The sequence below is a fragment of the Halomonas sp. 25-S5 genome, assembly GCF_029889845.1.
Classification (GTDB): Bacteria; Pseudomonadota; Gammaproteobacteria; order Pseudomonadales; family Halomonadaceae; genus Halomonas.
Genome location: NZ_JARANV010000008.1, coordinates 43,549 through 62,793, shown reverse-complemented (window position 1 = coordinate 62,793; position 19,245 = coordinate 43,549). Strand labels below are relative to the sequence as shown.

Genomic DNA, 19,245 nt, shown 5'->3' with positions numbered 1-19,245 from the left:
GTCAGCATGAGTCAGTTTGCAATCAACCTGCTGTTCGTAGGGGCCTCCTTCGCCCTCTACATCGGCATCGCGATCTGGGCCCGAGCGGGCTCGACCAAGGACTTCTACGTGGCTGGTGGCGGCGTTCACCCGATCACCAACGGCATGGCCACGGCCGCCGACTGGATGTCCGCCGCCTCCTTCATCTCCATGGCCGGCTTGCTGGCCTCCGGGGGCTACGCCAACTCCACCTTCCTGATGGGCTGGACCGGCGGCTACGTCATCCTGGCCATGCTGCTGGCGCCCTACCTGCGCAAGTTCGGCAAGTTCACGGTGCCCGACTTCATCGGTGACCGCTTCTACAGCAACACCGCTCGCCTGGTCGCCGTCATCTGCCTGGTCGTCGCCTCCATCACCTACGTCATCGGCCAGATGACCGGTGCCGGCGTGGCCTTCTCCCGCTTCCTGGAGGTCTCCAACACCTGGGGCATCTGGATCGCGGCCTTCATCGTCTTCCTGTATGCGGTCTTCGGCGGCATGAAGGGCATCACCTACACCCAGGTGGCCCAGTACATCGTGCTGATCATCGCCTACACCATCCCGGCCGTGTTCATCTCGCTGGAACTGACCGGCAACCCCATTCCGGGTCTTGGCCTGTTCAGCACCCACACCGAATCCGGTGTGCCACTGCTGGCGAAGCTGGATGACGTGATCAATGCGCTGGGCTTCCGTGACTACACGGCCGACGTCGATAACAAGCTCAACATGGTGTTGTTCACACTGTCGCTGATGGTTGGTACCGCGGGTCTGCCCCACGTCATCATCCGCTTCTTCACCGTGCCGAAGGTGGCCGATGCCCGCTGGTCTGCCGGCTGGGCCCTGGTGTTCATCGCCCTGCTCTACCTGACCGCTCCCGCGGTGGGTTCCATGGCACGCCTGAACCTGATGACCACCGTCTATCCGGAAATGGCCGGCCAGGTGGAGAACTACGATGAAGCCGCCTCCAACCCCATCCTCTACGAGGAACGTCCCGAGTGGGTGCGGACCTGGGAAGAGACTGGCCTGATCACCTACACGGACAAGAACGACGACGGCCGCATCCAGGTCTACAACGACGGCAACGAAGCCTTCGCCGACACCGCCGAACAGCGTGGCTGGGCAGGCAGCGAACTGGTCGTCAACAACGATATCCTGGTACTCGCCAACCCGGAGATCGCCAACCTGCCGAGCTGGGTCATCGGCCTGATCGCTGCCGGTGGTATCGCCGCGGCACTGTCCACGGCCGCCGGCCTGCTGCTGGCCATCTCCTCGGCCATCAGCCATGACCTGATCAAGACCATGATCAACCCGAGGATCTCCGAGAAGGGCGAGATGCTGGCGGCGCGGATCTCCATGGCCGGCGCCATCCTGCTGGCGACCTACCTGGGCCTGAATCCCCCGGGCTTCGCAGCACAGACGGTGGCGCTGGCCTTCGGTATCGCCGGTGCCTCACTGTTCCCGGTGCTGATGATGGGCATCTTCTCCAAGCGGGTGAACAACAAGGGCGCCGTTGCCGGCATGCTGACCGGCCTGGGCACGACCCTGCTCTACATCTTCACCTATCTGGGCTGGCTGTTCATTCCGGGCACCAACATGCTGGCCAACACGCCGGACAACTGGATATTCGGCATTTCGCCGCTGTCCTTCGGCGCGGTCGGCGCGATCTTCAACTTCGCCGTGGCCTTCGCCGTCTCCAGTGTGACCGAGGAGCCTCCGCAGGAGATCCAGGATCTGGTGGAAAGCGTCCGCTATCCGAAGGGTGCTGGTGTCGCGACCGGGCACTGAGCCATAATGGCCTCCTGGCCCGGCTAGCCGGGCCAGACCAACCACTACCGATCGGGCTTCCTCAGGGAAGCCCGTTTGCTTTCAAGGACGCATGAACCATGATATGGCACCTGATAGCGGCGGTCTTCGCCGGCCTCGGCGCCGCAGGGATCGGCCTGATCCTGCGCCTGGCCAGCGGCAAGCGACTGCCGCGCTGGATCATCCCGGCGTGCGGTGGCCTGGGGATGCTCGGCTACCAGATCTACAACGAATACACCTGGTTCGAGCACAAGCAGCAGCAGTTGCCCGACTCGGCCGAGGTGATCTCCGTGGAGGAGGGCCAGATGTTCTGGCGCCCCTGGACCTTCGCCTTCCCCATGACCAAGGCCTTCACCATCATAGACCTCGATAACCTGGCGATGAGCCGGGGCGATGACGGTCGGCTGGTCGAGTTCATCCTCTACCGCTTCGAGAAGGCGTACGTGGACCAGGTGAGCCACCAGGCCTACCTGATGAACTGCGCGACCCGGGAAATGCTACCCCTGAAAGGCGAGTCACGGGCCCCGCTGACCGAAGAGATGCGCCGCGTCGAGCCATCCAGCCCGCTCTACCAGGCCATCTGCACGGAGACCTGACCCGGCGTCCCTTCACCACTAGAATGGGCGCATCCGGAAGGGAGAAGAGTGCATGTTCGCTGGCTGGCTGCTGATTGCTGTTTCACTGCTCTACATCGCCGTGCTGTTCGCCATCGCCTGGCGGGGCGATCGCCGTGCGCGGGAACACGGGGCTAGCCGGCGTCGCCCGGTGATCTACAGCCTGGCGCTGGCCATCTATTGCACCTCCTGGACCTTCCACGGCGCCGTCGGCCAGGCGGCCACGGCGGGCTGGTCCTTCGCCAGCATCTTCGTCGGGCCGATCCTCACCCTGCTGCTGTTCTGGCCGGTGCTGGCCAAGATGATCCGTGTCGCCAAGCACCAGAACGTCACCTCCATCGCCGACTTCATCGCCTCACGCTACGGCAAGACCCAGTCGCTGGCCGCCTTCGCCAGCCTGGTGGCACTGATCGGCACCCTGCCCTACATCGCCCTGCAGCTGAAGGCCGTCTCCACCTCCTTCAGTGTGATCACCGATGCCAGCGACATCACCCGGGCGCCGCTGTTCGGCGACACGGCCTTCTATGTGGCGATGGTAATGGCGGCCTTCGCCATCCTCTTCGGCACTCGCCACACCGATGCCACCGAGCACCACGAGGGCCTGATCCACGCCGTGGCCTTCGAGTCGCTGGTCAAGCTGCTCGCCTTCCTGGCTCTCGGGGCCTACGTCACCTGGGGCATGTTCGACGGCCTGGGCGACCTGCTGGGCCGCGCCGAGACCCAGCTCGCGCTGCAGCGCCAGCTCGCCGACCAGGACTTCGGCCAGAGCTTCTGGGCCCAGACCCTGCTGGCCATGCTGGCCATCCTCTGCCTGCCGCGCCAGTTCCACGTCGCCGTGGTGGAGAACACCCACCGTGACGACGCCCGCAAGGCGCGCTGGCTGTTCCCGCTCTACCTGCTGGCCTTCGCCTTCTTCGTCATCCCCATCGCAGCGGCCGGCCTGACCATCTTCGCCGACAGCGGCATCGAACCGGACACCTACGTGCTGGCCCTGCCCATGGCCGCGGGCAACGAATGGCTGACGCTGCTGACCTTCATCGGCGGCTTCTCGGCGGCCACCGGCATGGTGATCGTGGCCGCGGTAGCGGTCTCGATCATGATCTCCAACGAGATCGTCATCCCCGCCCTGTTCCGCCTGCGCTGGTTCGATACCAAGCCGCGCGACTATGGCCGCCTGGTGCTGCGGACGCGGCGCATCACCATCGGCGTGATCCTGGCCATGGCCTACGGCTTCTACCAGCTGATCGGTGAGTTCAGCTCGCTGGCCAGCACTGGCATGCTCTCCTTCGCCGCCGCGGCCCAGTTCGCCCCGGCACTGATCGGCGGCCTCTACTGGAAGCGCGGCAACCGCCTCGGCGTGATCGCCGGCATGAATGCCGGTTTCGCCATCTGGGCCTACAGCCTGCTGATGCCGACCCTGATCGGTGCCGGCGTGCTGCCGGACAACTGGCTCGATGGCGGCCCGCTGGGCATTGCCTGGCTGGCCCCCACCTCGCTGTTCGGCCTCAATGTCGGCGACAGCTTCACCCATGGCGTGATGCTCTCCCTGGGCGTGAACCTCTTCTGCTACATCTTCGTCTCCCAGATGACGCCCCAGCGGGTGGTCGAGCGCATCCAGGCCTCGCTGTTCGTCGACAGCGTCGAGACCCGCCAGACCTCGGTGAACCGCCCCTGGACCGGCGCCACCACGGTGGGTGATCTCAAGGTGCTGTGCGAGCGTTTCCTGGGCGCCGGCCAGGTGAACCGCGCCTTCGAGGACTATGCTCGGCGCACCGGCAAGCCGCTGGAGGACAACACCCGGGCCTCCATCGACGTCATCCAGTTCACCGAGCGCTTCCTGGCCTCGGTGCTCGGCGCCTCTTCGGCGCGGATCGTGGTCAACTCGGCCCTTCAGGGGCGCGGCATCGGCATCTCCGACGTGATCTCCATCGTCGACGAGGCCTCCCAGGTGCTGGAGTTCAACCGCGCCCTGCTGCAGGCCACCATCGAGAATATCAACCAGGGCATCAGCGTGGTCGACCAGAACCTGCGCCTGGTGGTGTGGAACCAGCGCTACCTGGAGCTGTTCCGCTTCCCCGACCACCTGATCCGCGTCGGCGCCCCGATCGACAAGATCTTCCGCTACAACGCCCACAACGGCGAATACGGCCCCGGCGATCCCGAGGAACACGTGCGCCTGTTGATCGACAACATCCGCGAGGGTCATCCCCATCGCTACGTGCGCTACCGCCAGGACGGCAGCGTGTTGGAGGTACAGGGTAATCCCATGCCGGGGGGCGGCTTCGTCTACACCTACCAGGACATCACCCAACAGAAGCGCATCGAGGAAGCGCTGATCCGCTCCGAGAACAACATCCGCATCTACACCGACAACGTGCCGGCGCTGATCGCCTACTTCGACAAGGAGTGCCGCTACCTCTTCACCAACCGCGCCTACGAGCAGGCCTTCGGCATAGACCGCAACGCGGTGATCGGCCAGCGCGTGGAAGAGGTGATAAACCCCGACATGGCACGCGAGCGGGCGCCGTGGATCGAGCGCGCCCTGGCCGGCGAGCGGGTCAACTTCGAGGTCTCGCTGCCCATCGGCGACGACCGGCGCTACATGCTGGTCACCTACACCCCCCACTTCGGCGACAGCGGGGCGATACTGGGCTTCTTCGCTCTCTACCAGGACATCACCGAGCGACGCCTGGCCGAGATCGCCCTCAAGGAGACCAACGAGACCCTGGAGGAGCGGGTGCGCGAGCGCACCCAGGCGCTCTCCGAGGCCAACGCGGCCCTGCGCCAGGAGAACCTGGTACGCGCCGAGGCCGAGCTTGCCCTGCGCCAGGCCAAGCAGCTGGCCGAGGATGCCAACGCCTCCAAGACGCGCTTCCTGGCGGCCGCCAGCCACGACCTGCTGCAGCCGCTGAATGCCGCGCGGCTGTTCACCTCGGCCCTCGCCCAGGAGATGGCGGCCGAGGACATGAAGCGCACCATCGGCCATATCGACAACTCGCTGCAGGCCGCCGAGGAGCTGCTCGGCACCCTGCTCGACATCTCCAAGCTGGATGCCGGCGCCCTCACCCCGCGGCGCAGCCACTTCGCCCTGGCCGACATCATCCAGCCGCTGCGCGCCGAGTTCGAGGTGATGGCCGAGGAGCGCGGCCTGGACCTGGTAGTAGTGCCGACCCGCCAGTGGGTCGACAGCGACCCGCAGATGCTGCGCCGGATCATCCAGAACTTCCTCTCCAATGCCATCCGCTACACCCAGGCCGGCCGGGTGCTGCTGGGTTGCCGCCGCCAAGGCGAGCGCATCACCATCGAGGTCTGGGATTCGGGCCCGGGGATCCCCGAGGCCAAGCAGCTCGAGATCTTCCAGGAGTTCCGACGCCTCGACCAGGCCACGCGGCACAAGGAGAGCGAGAAGGGCCTGGGCCTGGGGCTGTCCATCGCCGACCGCATGGCCCGGGTGCTCGACCATCCCATCCGGGTGCGGTCGAAGGAGGGCTTCGGCACCATGTTCTCGGTCAGCGTGCCGGTGGTCGCGCCCCGCACCGCGACACAGCAGGCCGAGGATGCCCCGAAGCGCGCCGGCAACAAGCTCGCCGGCACCCGGATACTCTGCATCGACAACGAGTCGCTGATCCTCGAGGGCATGAAGGCGATGCTCTCGGGCTGGGGCTGCGAGGTGTTCACGGCCACCACCATCGGCGGCGCCAAGTCGGTACTGCGCCACCTGGACGGCGACCCGGACGCGATACTGGCCGACTACCACCTGGACAACGAGGTCACCGGGCTGATGGCCCTGGAGGCGCTCGGCGAGCGGCTGGAAGGCGCGGTGCCCGGCATCGTGATCACCGCCGACCGCACCGAGGAGGTGGCCGAGGAGGTCAGGCGCGCCGGCTACCAGCTGCTGCTCAAGCCGGTGCGCCCCGCCGCCCTGCGCGCCCTGCTCACCCGCACCCTGCAGGCCAGCCGGGCGCCTAGCGGCGAGCTGTAAGCTGTAAGCTGTAAGCTGTAAGCTGTAAGCTGTAAGCTGTAAGCTGTAAGCTGTAAGCGATGCAGCATGACGTCATGAATAGCAGAACCCCACGATCGCATGATCCGTGGGGCTCTTTTCTTACGGCTTAAAGCTTAAGGCTTACAGCTTCTGAGCCGGCTCCGCCGGCTCAGGACTCCACCTTCGGCGGCTCGACCTCGAGCTTCTGGGCGGCGATCACCGCCTGGGTGCGGGAGTGCACGCCGAGCTTGCGCAGGATCGCGGTGACATGGGCCTTGATGGTGGCCTCGGAGACGCTCAGTTCATAGGCGATCTGCTTGTTGAGCAGCCCCTCGGTGAGCATGTTGAGCACCCGGAACTGCTGCGGCGTCAGTGAGGCGATGGCCTCGGCGAACTTGGTCTCCTCCTCGTTGGTCTCGCCCAGGGCCGCGGCCATCTCGGCCGGCAGCCAGACCTCGCCATCGAGGATCTCGCCCACCGCCTCGGCGATCAACGCCAGCGACGAGGACTTGGGAATGAAGCCCGAGGCCCCGTAGTCGATGGCGCGGCGCACCACATGGACCTCGTCACTGCCGGAGACCACCGCCACCGGGATGTCGGGCGTCTGGCCGCGCAGCTGGATCAAGCCGGAGAAGCCGTGGGCCCCCGGCATGTGCAGGTCCAGCAGGATCAAGTCGGCATCGGGATGACGGGTGACCACCTCGGTGGTGGCCTGCATGGTGTCGGATTCGACGATCTCGGCCTGGGGCGCCAACTGGCGCAGGGCCTGGGTCAGGGCCGCACGGAACAGCGGATGGTCATCGGCAACGATGAATTTCTGGGCAAAGGCCATGGATCTTCCTCCGGTTCCTCGAGCAGCTGACCGACGGTCGCCACGCTGGGCTCTACAGGTGTTGTCCGCATGTTACCCCATGGCCGCGGCGATTCCCAAGGGCTGTCGGGATATTGTCGACACTGTGCCGGCCGCCCATGAAGAAGCCGGCCCAAAAGGCCGGCTTGGCGTGTCGTTAGACGACAGGCGATGACCACCTGCCGCCGGGCGGGTAGTAGCTTCAGCGGATGGCGCGATGCTCGATCAGCTCGTCGACCACCGACGGATCCGCCAGGGTGCTGGTATCGCCCAGGCCGTCACACTCGTTGGCGGCGATCTTGCGCAGGATGCGGCGCATGATCTTGCCCGAGCGGGTCTTGGGCAGGCCCGGGGCCCACTGGATGATATCGGGCGAGGCGATCGGGCCGATGTCCTTGCGCACCCACTGGGTCAGCTCCTTCTTGAGCTCGTCGCTCTCCTCGAAGCCATCGGCCAGGGTCACGTAGATGTAGATGCCCTGCCCCTTGATGTCGTGGGGGAAGCCGACCACGGCCGCCTCGGCCACGGCCTCATGGGCCACCAGGGAGGATTCGATCTCGGCGGTGCCCATGCGGTGGCCGGAGACGTTGAGCACGTCATCGACGCGGCCGGTGATCCAGTAATAGCCGTCCTCGTCGCGACGGCAGCCGTCACCGGTGAAGTACACGCCCTTGAAAGCGGAGAAGTAGGTCTGCACGAAGCGCTCGTGGTCGCCCCAGATGGAACGCGCCTGGCCCGGCCAGGAGTCGAGGATCACCAGGTTACCCTCGGCGGCCCCCTTGAGCTCGTTACCCTCATTATCGACCAGCGCCGGTACCACGCCGAAGAACGGCAGGGTGGCGGAGCCCGGCTTGAGATCGATGGCGCCGGGCAGCGGCGCGATCATGATGCCGCCGGTCTCGGTCTGCCACCAGGTATCGACGATCGGGCACTTCCCGTTGCCGATCACCTGATGGAACCACTCCCACGCCTGAGGGTTGATGGGTTCGCCCACCGAACCGAGCACGCGCAGGCTGTCGCGCTTGCTGGAGGCCATGACGTCGTCGCCATGGGCCATCAGGGCACGCACCGCGGTAGGCGCGGTATAGAGGATGTTGACGTTGTGCTTGTCGACGATCTCGCCCATGCGGCCATGGGTCGGGTAGCTGGGCACCCCCTCGAACATCAGGGTGGTGCCGCCATTGGCCAGCGGGCCATAGACGATATAGCTGTGGCCGGTGACCCAGCCCACGTCGGCGGTGCACCAGTAGACCTCGCCCTCCTGGTAGTCGAAGACATACTGGTGGGTCATGGCGGCATGCAGCAGGTAGCCGCCGGTGGTGTGCTTCAGCCCCTTGGGCGCCCCGGTGGAGCCGGAGGTGTAGAGGATGAACAGCGGGTCCTCGGCCCCCATCTCCTCGGCCGGGCAATCGGTGGACTGCTTGGCGACGATGTCGTCATACCAGACGTCGCGCCCATCCTTCCAGTCGATCTCGCCACCGGTGCGCTTGACCACCAGCACCTTCTCGCAGACCTCGGTGCCATCGCGGGTCAGGGCGGCATCGACGTTATCCTTGAGCGGCACTTGCTTGCCGCCGCGCACGGACTCGTCGGCGGTGATGATCAGCTTGGACTCGGCCCCGATCACGCGCTGGGCCACGGCATCCGGGGAGAAACCGCCGAACACCACCGAGTGCACGGCACCGATGCGGGCACAGGCCAGCATCGCCATGGCGGCCTCGGGGATCATCGGCATGTAGAGCGTAACCACGTCGCCCTTGCCGACGCCCAGCTCCTTGAGGCCGTTGGCCAGCTGGCAGGTCTTCTCATAGAGCTCGCGGTAGGTGAGCATCTTGTCATCCTTGGGGTCGTCGCCCTCCCAGATGATCGCCGGCTGGTCGCCACGGGTCTCGAGATGGCGGTCGAGGCAGTTGACGCTGGCGTTCAGGGTGCCGTCCTCGAACCAGCGGATATCCACGTTGTGCGAGTCGAAGGAGGTGTGCTTGATCTTGGTCGGCACCTTGAACCAGTCGAGGCGCTTGGCCTGCTCACCCCAGAACCCCTTGGGGTCGTCAACCGACTGCTGGTACATGGCCTCATAGGTGGCCTTGTCGGCGTGGGCCTTGGCGGCAAACTCGTCGCTTACCGGATAGACTTTCTGCTGCTCGGTCATGGATATGCCTCTGTCCAGGGGGATGGACCCTCCAGGTGGATGTTGCCGGCCGCATAGCTATTGGGCGGGCCGGCCCCATAAAGCCTGCCCACAGCATATACGTCAGCACGCGGCCTTCCCTTTAGACATTGGTAGAAACATTTTTCTTTTTCATGACAATGACTTACAAGCGCATTCAGCAAGCGGAACGACCGAGATAGACCAAGGTCTCAGCGCAGTGCCGGCACCGATACCCCCGCCCCCGGCGGGCCAGGGCATGCCGCCGGGCGGTGAAGCCGTGTTCTCGGCAGCCGCAGCGGTAGCGATAAGGCGCCGGGCTCGCACGCCCGGTATCGAAGCGGTGGGTGGTGCGGGGCTCCAGGCCGAAGAGGCGGCGCATCACGGTCTGCCACTCGCGGCCGTGGGGCCGCGCCCGGTGGCCATCCTCCAGGTGATGCACCAGCCAGTGGGCCATCTCGTGGGGCACCACCTCGACCAGGAAGGCGAGGCGATTCTCCGCCAGCAGCACCGGGTTGAAGCGCAGCCCACCGCGACCGAAGTGCGCCTGGCCGGCGCACTTGCCCCGCAGGTCCATCCAGACCGCCGGGCGCGGCAGCGCCGGGTGCAGCTCGCGACACAACCGCCAGGCCGCCTCGACCCGCGCCATGAGCGCGCGTTGCAGGTCGGCCCGGTCGAGGGCGTCGAGCCGGATGGGGTCGGGGGCGGGAAGCGCGGGTATCGTCATGGGATGCTAGAATGGCGCCTTCGTGTCGAGGCGTAAAGCCTTCCCCCCTGCCCACGTTGTCCCTGCGAGAGCCGTCATGTCCGATGCCGAAACGCCCCTCCCCCAGCCGCTGCTCGAGGACGAGGAGCTCGACCTGCTCGACGCCTTCCTCGACTCCGAGCGGGTCGACGCCGAGGCCCTGGACCTGATCGGCGCCCACGGCTTCCTGGTCGCCCTGGCCGTGGCGCCGTGCGATACGCCCGCGGCGGCCTGGGTCGCCGAGCTGTTCCATGGCGACCCGTCCTTCACCGACGATGCCGAGCGCGAGACCATCCTGGGGCTGCTCGAGCGACTCAGGCACAACGCCATCGCGGTGCTGGAGGCGGGCGGCCTCCCAGAGCTGCCCTTCGAGCTCGAGCTCGACGACAGCGCCCCGGAGGAGACGCCGATCGGCGACTGGTGCGCCGGCTTCATGGAGGGGGTATTTCTCGACGAGGCCGCCTGGTTCGCCGACGACGAGGAAGCCGCCGCCACCCTGCTGCTGCCCTTCATGCTGCTCTCCGGGCTGTTCGATGACGAGCCCGACATGGCGGAGCTGGCCGGTGATGCGACGCGACTCGAGGGGCTCGTCACCCAGCTGCCGGAACTGGTGCTGGACCTCTACCTGCACTATCGCGTGCCCCCGGAAACGCCCAAGCCCCGGCCACGCCGCAAGCAGCCCGCCGGGCGCGACAAAGGCAAGCGGTAAGCGGGAAGCCAGCACCTGCGGGGTCAAGGTTTTTCTTCCAGCTTAAAGCTTACAGCTTATAGCTCCCGGCGAAGCCGGGCTAGCGCAGCCGCGTCAGCATCCCGTCCAGGGTCCCGTAGAGCCACTCGCGGAAGCGCTGCAAGCGTGGCCGCCGCGACCAGGCCTCGGGGTCGATCTCCGTGCTCGACGCGAAGTTGCGCTCGAACAGCCCGGCGACCTCGGCGGCGAAGCGGCGGTCATCCACCTCCTGGTTGGCCTCCAGGTTCCACTGCAGGCTCCAGTGGTCGAAGTTGCACGAGCCGAGACTGACCCAGTCATCGGCCAGCGAGAACTTGGCATGGCTGAAGATGGGCTGGAACTCGAAGATCCGCACCCCCGCTCGCAGCAGGCGGCCATAGAAGCGCTGGCCGGCATAGCGCACGCCGGGATGGTCGTGGACTTCGCCCGGCAGCAGCAGGCGCACGTCGACGCCGCGACGGGCCGCCCGGGCCAGGCGCATGCGCAGGGTGAGGGTGGGCACGAAGTAGGGGGTACAGATCCACAGCCGCTCCGCGGCCGTCGAGACCCGATGATGCAGCGAGTGGCGGATCGCCTGGTAGCGGTAGCCCTGCCCCCAGACCACGCGACCGCGCATGCCACGAAAGTCCTCGCGGCGGCGCGTCGCGAGTTCCAGCCCGCGCACCAGCGAGGCCCTGCCCGGCCCGCGACTCATGGGGGAGTCCCAGAGCCGGCAGAACAGCCGCACCCAGTCGGCCACCACCGGTCCCTCGATGCGCATCGCCACCTCGTACCAGGCATCCAGGAACTCGTCCACGGCCCCGAAGCCGCCGGTAAAGGCCTCGGCACCGTCGACCACCACCAGCTTGCGGTGGTCCCGGGTCAGGTTACGCACCAGCGACTGCGCGCCCAGGGGATTGAAGAAGCGCAACGCCACGCCCCCCTCCTCGAGACGCTGGCGGTCGGCGGTGGCGAGCCCCATGGCCCCGTAGCCGTCAAGCAATAGCAGCACCGACACGCCGCGCTCGGCCGCGCGCAACAGCGCCCCGATCAGCGCGGTGGCGAGCCGGCCGGACTCCATCAGGTAGAGCTCGATCAGCACGGACTGGCGCGCCCCGTCGACGGCCGCGAACATTGCGGGCAGGAAGAGGGCCGCCTCGGGGAGCAGTTCGAAGTGGTTGCCGTCTCGCCACATGCCGTGCATGGCACCGTCCCTGTCACATACCGTTACAGCATTGACGCATGTTTGCCGGCCGGGGAAAAGCCCGACCTCCTGACCGCCGGGAGACGGGCCGCTATACTGACGGCTCATACCCGGCACAGGCGACAGAATGGGTCTTGCACGCATGCTGGCCGACGCGCTGCGCGCGCCGCTCGAGGGACTGATGGCCCGCTGGGCCCGGATCCGGCTGATCGAGCCCGACCCCGACGCGCTCCCCCTAGAGCCGACGCTCCCGACCCTCTATGTGCTGCCGCACCCGGCGCTCTCCGATACCCTGCTGTTGGCCTCGCTGGCCCGAGCCCATGGCCTGCCAGCGGCCGGCGGCCGGCGCAGCATCGGCGCCGTTACCCTGCCCGCCTGCCTGCCGCTGCCCGCTCCGAGCCGTCGCCTGTGGCGCCGCACGCGGCGAGCGGAGGCCCCCTTCCTGTCGCTGATCGAGCAGTGCCGTGGGGACCCTGCCCGTGACGTCCAGCTGGTGCCGGTGAGCATCTTCTGGGGGCGCGCGCCGGGCAAGCGCTTCGGCCTCTGGCAGCTGCTCGCCGCGGACAGCTGGCAGCTCACCGGGCGGCTGCGCCGCCTGCTGTCGGTGATGATCAACGGCAAGGACGTGGAGGTCCATCTCGGCACGCCGCTCAGGCTCTCCGAACTGCTCGACGCGCGGGAGATCGACCTCACCAATCGCAAGGTCGCCCGGCTGCTGCGGGTGCACTTTCGCCGCCTGCGCACCCGGGTGCTGGGGCCGGACCTCTCCCATCGGCGCACCCTGATCGAGGGGATCGCCGCGAGCCCCGAGGTGCGCCGCATCATCCGCGAGGTAGCGACCGCGGAGCAGTGCTCGGTGCCGCGACTCGAAGGCCGGGCCCGCCGCTATGGCCGCGAGATCGCCTCGAGCATGACCTATCCGGTGCTGCGCTTCATGGCGGGCCTGCTGCGGCGCCTCTGGAGCCGCCTCTACGACGGCGTGGCGGTGCACGGCCTGGCGCGGGTCAAGGCCGTCGCCGGCGACCATACCCTGGTCTATGTCCCCTGCCATCGCAGCCACATCGACTACCTGCTGCTCTCCTACGTGCTCTATCGCGATGGCCTGATGCCCCCGCACGTCGCCGCAGGGCGCAACCTCGACATGCCGCTGATCGGCCCACTGCTGCGCCGCGGCGGGGCCTTCTTCATGCGCCGCAGCTTCCGCGACAACCGCCTCTATGCCACCGTCTTCAACGAGTACCTGCACCGCCTGATCGCCCGCGGCCATCCGCTGGAGTACTTCATCGAGGGGGGACGGTCGCGCAGCGGCCGCCTGCTGCCCGCCCGGCCCGGCATGCTCTCGATGACCCTGCGCTCCTACCTGCGCAGCGCACGCGGCGGCGGCCAGCCGCTGGTCTTCGTGCCGGTCTACATCGGCTACGAGCGCATCCTCGAAAGCGGCAGCTACCAGCGCGAGCTGCAGGGTGGCGGGAAGCGCAAGGAGAGCCCATGGGCACTGCTGCGGGTGCTCGGCCGGCTGCGCCAGCCCTTCGGGCAGGTCACCGTGAACATCGGCGAGCCGCTGTCGCTCTCGGCCTTCCTCGACGCGGAAGTGCCCGACTGGCGACGACGGCTCGATGACCCGCGCCCCACCTGGCTCGCCAGGGTCGTGCCCCGCCTGGGCGAGACCCTCTCACGGCGCATCAATGCGGCCGCCGCCCTCAACCCGGTCAGCCTGGTGGCCCTGGTCCTGCTGGCCACCCCCCACCATGCCATCGAGGCCAGCCTGCTCAAGCGCCAGCTGGCGCTGCTGGTGGCCCTGCAGCACCGTCTCCCGGGCGGCCACCATGTCAGCCTGCCGGAGGGCACGCCCGACGCCTGGCTCGACCGGGTGCTCGTCCTGGGGATGGTCGAGCGCCGCCCGCACCCGCTGGGCGACATCATCGTCGCCGACGACCATCAGGCCAGCCTGCTGGGCTGGTACCGCAACAACGTGCTGCACCTCTTCGCCCTCGCCGGGCTCACCGCCTTCGCGTTCCGCCACCAGGCCTGCCATGACCTGGATGGCCTGGAGGCCCTGCTCGCCCCCGGCTGGCCGATCCTCACCCGCGAGCTGATGATCGCCCCCCCGGCCTCGCTGCGCGACGACCTGGCCGGGATGCTCGCTGCGCTGGTCGAGGCGGGACTGCTGGAAGCCGAGGGCGGGAGCTGGCGACGGCCTCGGGAGTCCCTGGAGGCCGGGGAGCAGCTGCGCATGCTCGGGGGCCTGATGCAGCCTTCCCTGGAGCGCGGCTACCTCCTGCTGTCGGTGCTGTTGAGCGAGTCCTCGGGGCACTTCACCGCCGACGAGCTGACCGCGCGCAGCCGCGAGCTCGCCGAGCGGCTGGCCCTGCTCTCGGGGCTGGATGCACCAGAATTCTTCGATACCCAGCTGTTCTCCGGCCTGGTGGAGAGCCTCGAGGCACAGGGATGGTTGCACACCGAGGAGGGCCGCCTGGTGTTCGATGACCGCCTGCGCGAGGCGGCCCAGCGGAGCCGGGCGCTGTTCGACCCGGCGCTGCGCCACCGGCTGCAGCTGGTCAGTCGCCAGGAAGGGGGCTGAACTCAGGCCTCCAGGCGGCGGTGAACGTAGAGGTCGTAGCGACTGGTCCTGTCCTCGATGACGTGGCGCGGCGAGGGCCCCTCGATGGGCGGCGCCTTGCGTGGCCGCTTGACCACCACCCGATGGGTCGCCACGTCCAGTGCCGCCTCGAGCAGCCGCGGGGCGTCCGGGTCATCCCCGGCCAGGGTGCGGAAGAGCCGCATCTCCTTCTTGACCAGCGCGGACTTGTCGCGGTGGGGGAACATCGGGTCGAGATGGATCACCTCGGGGGCCACCTCGCGGCTCGCCACCAGGGTCGAAAGCTCGCGGCCGGCATCGCCGTGCACCAGGTGCATGCGCGCGGCGATCTCGCGGATCTCGGGATCGAGCCGCGCCCGCGACAGGCCGTCCTCCAGCAGCGCGAAGATCGCCGCCACCCGCTCGATCAGCAGCACCTCGGCTCCCAGGCTCGCCAGCACGAAGGCGTCGCGCCCGAGCCCCGCGGTGGCATCCACCACCGAGGGTGTGACGCCCCTGGCCAGGCCACAGGCGCGGGCCACCAGCTGGCCACGACCGCCGCCGAAGCGACGCCGATGGGCGGCACGCCCGGCGACGAAATCCACCGCCAGCGGATGGCCATAGCGTTTCGGGTCGCCGGCCAGTACCAGGCGATCGCCCTGGCGGACCAGCAGCAGCTCGGCCTCGCCCTCCGCGGCCCGGGGCAGGCCGAGACGCGCCGCCAGGGCCGGGTCCTGCACGCCCAACGGCACGGCTGACCTCATCGGCCCTTCTGCCAGGCGACCCGGTCGCGCAGATAGACCGGCTGCACCTCGTGGGCCGGTCGGGCCTCGCCGGCGACGAAGGCGTGGATCGCCAGGCGTGCCATGTCGGCGGCATCGGCCTCGAGCTCGGTCAGGCAGAGTCCCATGCCGGCCTTCACCTCGGCGGACATCTGCGGCCACAGGGTCCAGCCGGAGCCGATGCCGACCCAGTCGTGGTCGTCATGGCCGGCGGGCAGGCGCAGCCGCGCCGGTGGCATCACCGCCTCCTCGGTCAGCGCCATGGGCACGCCATCGCGGCACTGCCAGGCCGCCACGTAGATCTCGCCCATGCGGGCGTCCAGGGCGGTGATCAGCCAGCGGTAGAGGTGGCGACGATGGGCGCCCAGCGCCAGCGCCTCGAGGGTCGAGACGCCGACCAGTGGCCGGTCGAGGCCGAAGGCAAGCCCCTGGGCGACCCCCGCGGCGATGCGCAGGCCGGTGAAGGAGCCCGGCCCCCTGCCATAGGCCACGGCGTCCAGCGCCGAGGCCGGCAGGCCGGCCTCGGCGAGTACCTCGTCGACCATCGGCAGCAGCCGCCGGGTGTGCTCCCGCGGGGTCAGGGCGAAGCGTGAGATCAGTTCGTCGTCGAGGCCCTCGCGGCGGCGCAGCAGGGCGGCGGAACAGGCGCTCGAGGAGGCATCCAGGGCCAGCAGGATCGGCATGGGCAAGAGGTCGCGGCGGGAAATGTCGGGGCATTATACGCGCGCCACCGCCAACGACGAAGGCCCGCGCAGGGCGGGCCTTCGTCAAGGGACTGTGAGAGTGGGGCTCAGCCCTCCAGCGCCTCGAGCACCTGGGCGGTGATGTCGTCGATGCTGCCTACCCCTTCGACGCGATGGTATTCCGGGGCCGCCTCGGGATCCTCCTTGCCCCACTGCCGGTAGTAGTCGACCAGCGGCGCGGTCTGCTCGTGGTAGACCGCCAGGCGGTTGCGCACGGTGGACTCGCGGTCGTCGTCACGCTGGATCAGCGCTTCGCCGGTGACGTCGTCCTTGCCCTCTTCCTTGGGCGGCTGGTACTCGAGGTGATAGACCCGGCCGGAGCCCGGGTGCACGCGGCGACCGGCCAGGCGCTTGACGATCTCCTCGTCGTCCACGGCGATCTCCAGCACGTGATCGATCTTGACCTCGGCATCCTTCATGGCCTGGGCCTGGGGAATGGTGCGCGGGAAACCGTCGAACAGGAAGCCGTTGGCGCAGTCGGGCTGGCTGATGCGCTCCTTGACCAGGGCGATGATGATGTCGTCGGACACCAAGCCGCCGCTGTTCATGATCTCCTTGACCTTGAGCCCCAGCTCGCTGCCCTCCTTCACCGCAGCGCGCAGCATGTCGCCGGTGGAGATCTGCGGGATGTTGAATCGTTCGCAGATGAACTGGGCCTGAGTGCCCTTGCCGGCACCGGGGGCGCCCAACAGGATCAAACGCATCTAACAGCTCCTTATAAGTGTGTTTCTGGTCGACGAAGAAAGGTAAGGGGCGAACAATAACCGCGCCGCCGGGCGCAGACAAGCGAAGGGCCCCGACCCAGGTCGCTAAAGAGGAAAAAAGAGTGCGGCATCAAGCCGCTGCGGCCAGGTTGCACTTTGGTCTGCCCCGCTTGAGCCAAGCCCTGCATGAGGAGAGTCCCGCAAACGACAACGGCGCCTTGCGGCGCCGTTGCGTGGGTCGAGTGCTCGGGCCGAGCCAGACGGTCGACGCCTGCCTTACAGCAGCAGGCGACGGATATCCGTCAGCACCTGACCCAGGAAGGCGGTAAAGCGCGCCGCATCGGCGCCGTTGACCGCCCGGTGGTCATAGGAGAGGCACAGCGGCATCATCAGCCGCGGATGGAAGGCCTGGCCATCCCACACCGGCTTCATCTGCGCCTTGGAGATGCCGAGGATGGCCACCTCCGGGGCGTTGACGATCGGCGTGAAGGCGGTGCCGCCGATGGAGCCCAGGCTGGAGATGGTGAAGCAGCCCCCGGTCATCTCCTCCCGCTTGAGCTTCTTCGACTGGGCCTTCTTGGCCAGCTCCACGGACTCCTTGGCCAGCTCGATCAGCGACTTCCGGTCGGCATCGCGGATCACCGGCACCATCAGGCCGTCCGGGGTGTCCACGGCGACGCCGACATGCACGTACTTCTTGTGCACCAGCGTCTCGCCATCGCTCTTCAGGCTGACGTTGAACTGCGGGTACTTGCGCAGCGCGAAGGCGCAGGCCTTGATCAGGAAGGGCAGCGGCGTGAGCTTGGCGCCCTGCGCCTCGGCCTCGGCCTTCATCGACTTGCGGAAGGCCTCCAGCTCGCTGATGTCCGCCTCGTCGAACTGCGTGACGTGGGGCAGATTGACCCAGCTGCGATGCAGGTTGGTGGCGCCCATCTTCATCAGGCGACCCATCGGCTTCTCTTCCACCTCGCCGAACTGGCTGAAGTCCTGATCCGGGATCGGCGGAATGCCGCTGCCGGCGGCGGCCGGTGCCGCCGCGGCGGGCGTCTGGGCCTTGCCGTCCATGACCTGCTTGACGTAGGCGAGGACGTCCTCCTTGAGCACGCGCTCCTTGGGGCCGCTGGGCTTGACCAGCCCCAGGTCGACGCCCAGCTCGCGGGCCAGCATGCGCACCGCCGGGCCGGCGTGCACCAGTTTGCCGTCGCGCGGCTTGTGGGCGGCCATCTGCGCCTCGGGGCTCGGCGAGCCGGCGGGAGTCCCGGCCGGCGCCTCGGCCTTCTGCTGCGGTTGCTTCTGCTCGGGCGCCTTCGCCGCCGGCTTGGCGGCAGGCTTGCTGCCCGCCACCGGAGTGCCGGCCACCGGAGTGCCGGCCACCTCGATATAGCCGATCAGGTCGCCTTCGGAGACGGTGTCGCCCTCCTTGACGGTCAGCTCGAGGAGCTTGCCCTTGTAGGGGCTGGGCACGTCCATGGAGGCCTTGTCGGACTCCAGGGTGATCAGCGGGTCCTCCTCGTCGACCTCGTCGCCGGCGCTGGCGGCGATCTCGATGATCGGCACGTCGGTGGAACCGGACAGGTCCGGCACGCGGACTTCCTTGCGCTCCGGCTCGCCGCCACCGGCACTCTCGTCCTCGGCCGGGGCCTCGGCCTGCGGAGCACTCTCGGCCGGCGCGGGCGCCGACTCGGCGTCACCGCCGCCCTCGCCGGTACCCGCGTCCTCGACTTCCATGGTGCCGATGACGTCACCCTCGGAGACGGTATCGCCCTCCTTGACCGTCAGGCTGGCGATCTTGCCGGCCTGGGGGCTCGGCACGTCCATGGAGGCCTTGTCGGACTCCAGGGTGATCAGGGTGTCTTCCGCGTCGACCTGGTCGCCGGCGGCCACCGCCACCTCGATGATCTCCACGTCGGCGGAGCCGCCGAGGTCGGGCACCTTGATCTCGACGGTCTGCTTGCCGCCGCCGCTCTTCTTGGCCGCGGGCTTCTCCGGGGCCGGCTCGGGCGCCTTCTCGGGCTCGGGAGCCTTCTCGGCCTCTCCCTTGCCACCAGCGTCGGCGTCGCCGCCACCCTCGGCCTCGATCTCGACGATGTCGTCGCCCTCGGAGACGGTGTCGCCCTCCTTGACCAGCACCTTCAGCACCTTGCCGCCCTTGGGCGCCGGCACGTCCATGCTGGCCTTGTCGGACTCCAGCGTGATCAGGGTATCCTCGGGGGCGATGACATCGCCCTCAGCCACCGCGATCTCGATGATTTCCACATCGGTATCGCCACCGATGTCCGGAACTTTGATGATTTCGCTACTCAAGGTCGCGCTCCTTCAAACTCTTGACGGGGGCGGGCCCGAGGGCCCGCCATGCCACCGAATCGC

At 68.0% G+C, this 19,245-nt stretch carries 13 protein-coding genes; 5 read left to right on the top strand and 8 right to left on the bottom strand.

Annotation, left to right across the window (positions count from 1 at the left end):
• Positions 1 to 6: 6 nt before the first annotated feature.
• The 3 genes from OP498_RS07890 (at position 7) to OP498_RS07880 (ending at position 6,417) form a co-directional block, all read left to right on the top strand.
• Entirely contained in the window at positions 7 to 1,803 is a 1,797-nt protein-coding gene (locus tag OP498_RS07890; RefSeq protein ID WP_280546111.1) for a sodium:solute symporter family protein, read from the top strand.
• 98 nt (positions 1,804 to 1,901) lie between these two features.
• Positions 1,902 to 2,417 carry a hypothetical protein gene (locus OP498_RS07885; protein WP_280553171.1) on the top strand — a complete coding sequence of 172 codons (516 nt, stop codon included), beginning with the start codon at positions 1,902 to 1,904 and terminating at the stop codon, positions 2,415 to 2,417.
• 52 nt (positions 2,418 to 2,469) lie between these two features.
• On the top strand, positions 2,470 to 6,417 hold the full coding sequence (locus OP498_RS07880) for a NahK/ErcS family hybrid sensor histidine kinase/response regulator (protein ID WP_280553170.1): 3,948 nt from the start codon (positions 2,470 to 2,472) through the stop codon (positions 6,415 to 6,417).
• Between the two features lie 169 nt (positions 6,418 to 6,586).
• On the opposite strand, the gene OP498_RS07875 is transcribed toward OP498_RS07880, so the two are convergent.
• From OP498_RS07875 to OP498_RS07865, 3 genes are all read right to left on the bottom strand, one after another.
• Positions 6,587 to 7,249, bottom strand: a complete 663-nt coding sequence (locus OP498_RS07875; RefSeq protein WP_280546115.1) for a response regulator transcription factor — start codon at positions 7,247 to 7,249, stop codon at positions 6,587 to 6,589.
• Between the two features lie 220 nt (positions 7,250 to 7,469).
• Positions 7,470 to 9,419, bottom strand: coding sequence for an acetate--CoA ligase (gene acs, locus OP498_RS07870; RefSeq protein ID WP_280553169.1), 1,950 nt, complete (start codon positions 9,417 to 9,419; stop codon positions 7,470 to 7,472).
• A 175-nt stretch (positions 9,420 to 9,594) separates the two neighbouring features.
• Positions 9,595 to 10,143, bottom strand: a complete 549-nt coding sequence (locus OP498_RS07865) for a SprT-like domain-containing protein (RefSeq protein WP_280553167.1) — start codon at positions 10,141 to 10,143, stop codon at positions 9,595 to 9,597.
• Positions 10,144 to 10,219: 76 nt separating this feature from the next.
• On the opposite strand from OP498_RS07865, the gene OP498_RS07860 reads away from it, so the two are divergent.
• On the top strand, positions 10,220 to 10,870 hold the full coding sequence (locus tag OP498_RS07860; RefSeq protein ID WP_280546120.1) for a YecA family protein: 651 nt from the start codon (positions 10,220 to 10,222) through the stop codon (positions 10,868 to 10,870).
• Between the two features lie 79 nt (positions 10,871 to 10,949).
• Here the strand turns inward: OP498_RS07860 and OP498_RS07855 are convergent, their stop codons facing one another.
• Positions 10,950 to 12,071: a phosphatidylserine/phosphatidylglycerophosphate/cardiolipin synthase family protein gene (locus tag OP498_RS07855; RefSeq protein WP_280553166.1), complete on the bottom strand. Its 1,122-nt coding sequence runs from the start codon at positions 12,069 to 12,071 to the stop codon at positions 10,950 to 10,952.
• Between the two features lie 127 nt (positions 12,072 to 12,198).
• On the opposite strand from OP498_RS07855, the gene plsB reads away from it, so the two are divergent.
• Entirely contained in the window at positions 12,199 to 14,652 is a 2,454-nt protein-coding gene (gene plsB, locus OP498_RS07850; RefSeq protein WP_280553164.1) for a glycerol-3-phosphate 1-O-acyltransferase PlsB, read from the top strand.
• Between the two features lie 2 nt (positions 14,653 to 14,654).
• Here the strand turns inward: plsB and OP498_RS07845 are convergent, their stop codons facing one another.
• From OP498_RS07845 to aceF, 4 genes are all read right to left on the bottom strand, one after another.
• Positions 14,655 to 15,413, bottom strand: coding sequence for a class I SAM-dependent methyltransferase (locus OP498_RS07845; RefSeq protein ID WP_280553163.1), 759 nt, complete (start codon positions 15,411 to 15,413; stop codon positions 14,655 to 14,657).
• Positions 15,410 to 16,114, bottom strand: a complete 705-nt coding sequence (tsaB, locus tag OP498_RS07840) for a tRNA (adenosine(37)-N6)-threonylcarbamoyltransferase complex dimerization subunit type 1 TsaB (RefSeq protein WP_280546127.1) — start codon at positions 16,112 to 16,114, stop codon at positions 15,410 to 15,412. The genes OP498_RS07845 and tsaB overlap by 4 nt, the downstream gene beginning before the upstream one ends.
• 107 nt (positions 16,115 to 16,221) lie before the next feature.
• The gene (adk, locus tag OP498_RS07835; RefSeq protein WP_280546128.1) at positions 16,222 to 16,878 is read right to left on the bottom strand and encodes an adenylate kinase; all 657 of its coding nucleotides are present in this window, start codon (positions 16,876 to 16,878) and stop codon (positions 16,222 to 16,224) included.
• A 276-nt stretch (positions 16,879 to 17,154) separates the two neighbouring features.
• A complete protein-coding gene (aceF, locus tag OP498_RS07830) occupies positions 17,155 to 19,182 on the bottom strand; it encodes a pyruvate dehydrogenase complex dihydrolipoyllysine-residue acetyltransferase (RefSeq protein ID WP_280553162.1) in 2,028 nt (675 codons plus the stop codon).
• Positions 19,183 to 19,245: the final 63 nt, after the last annotated feature.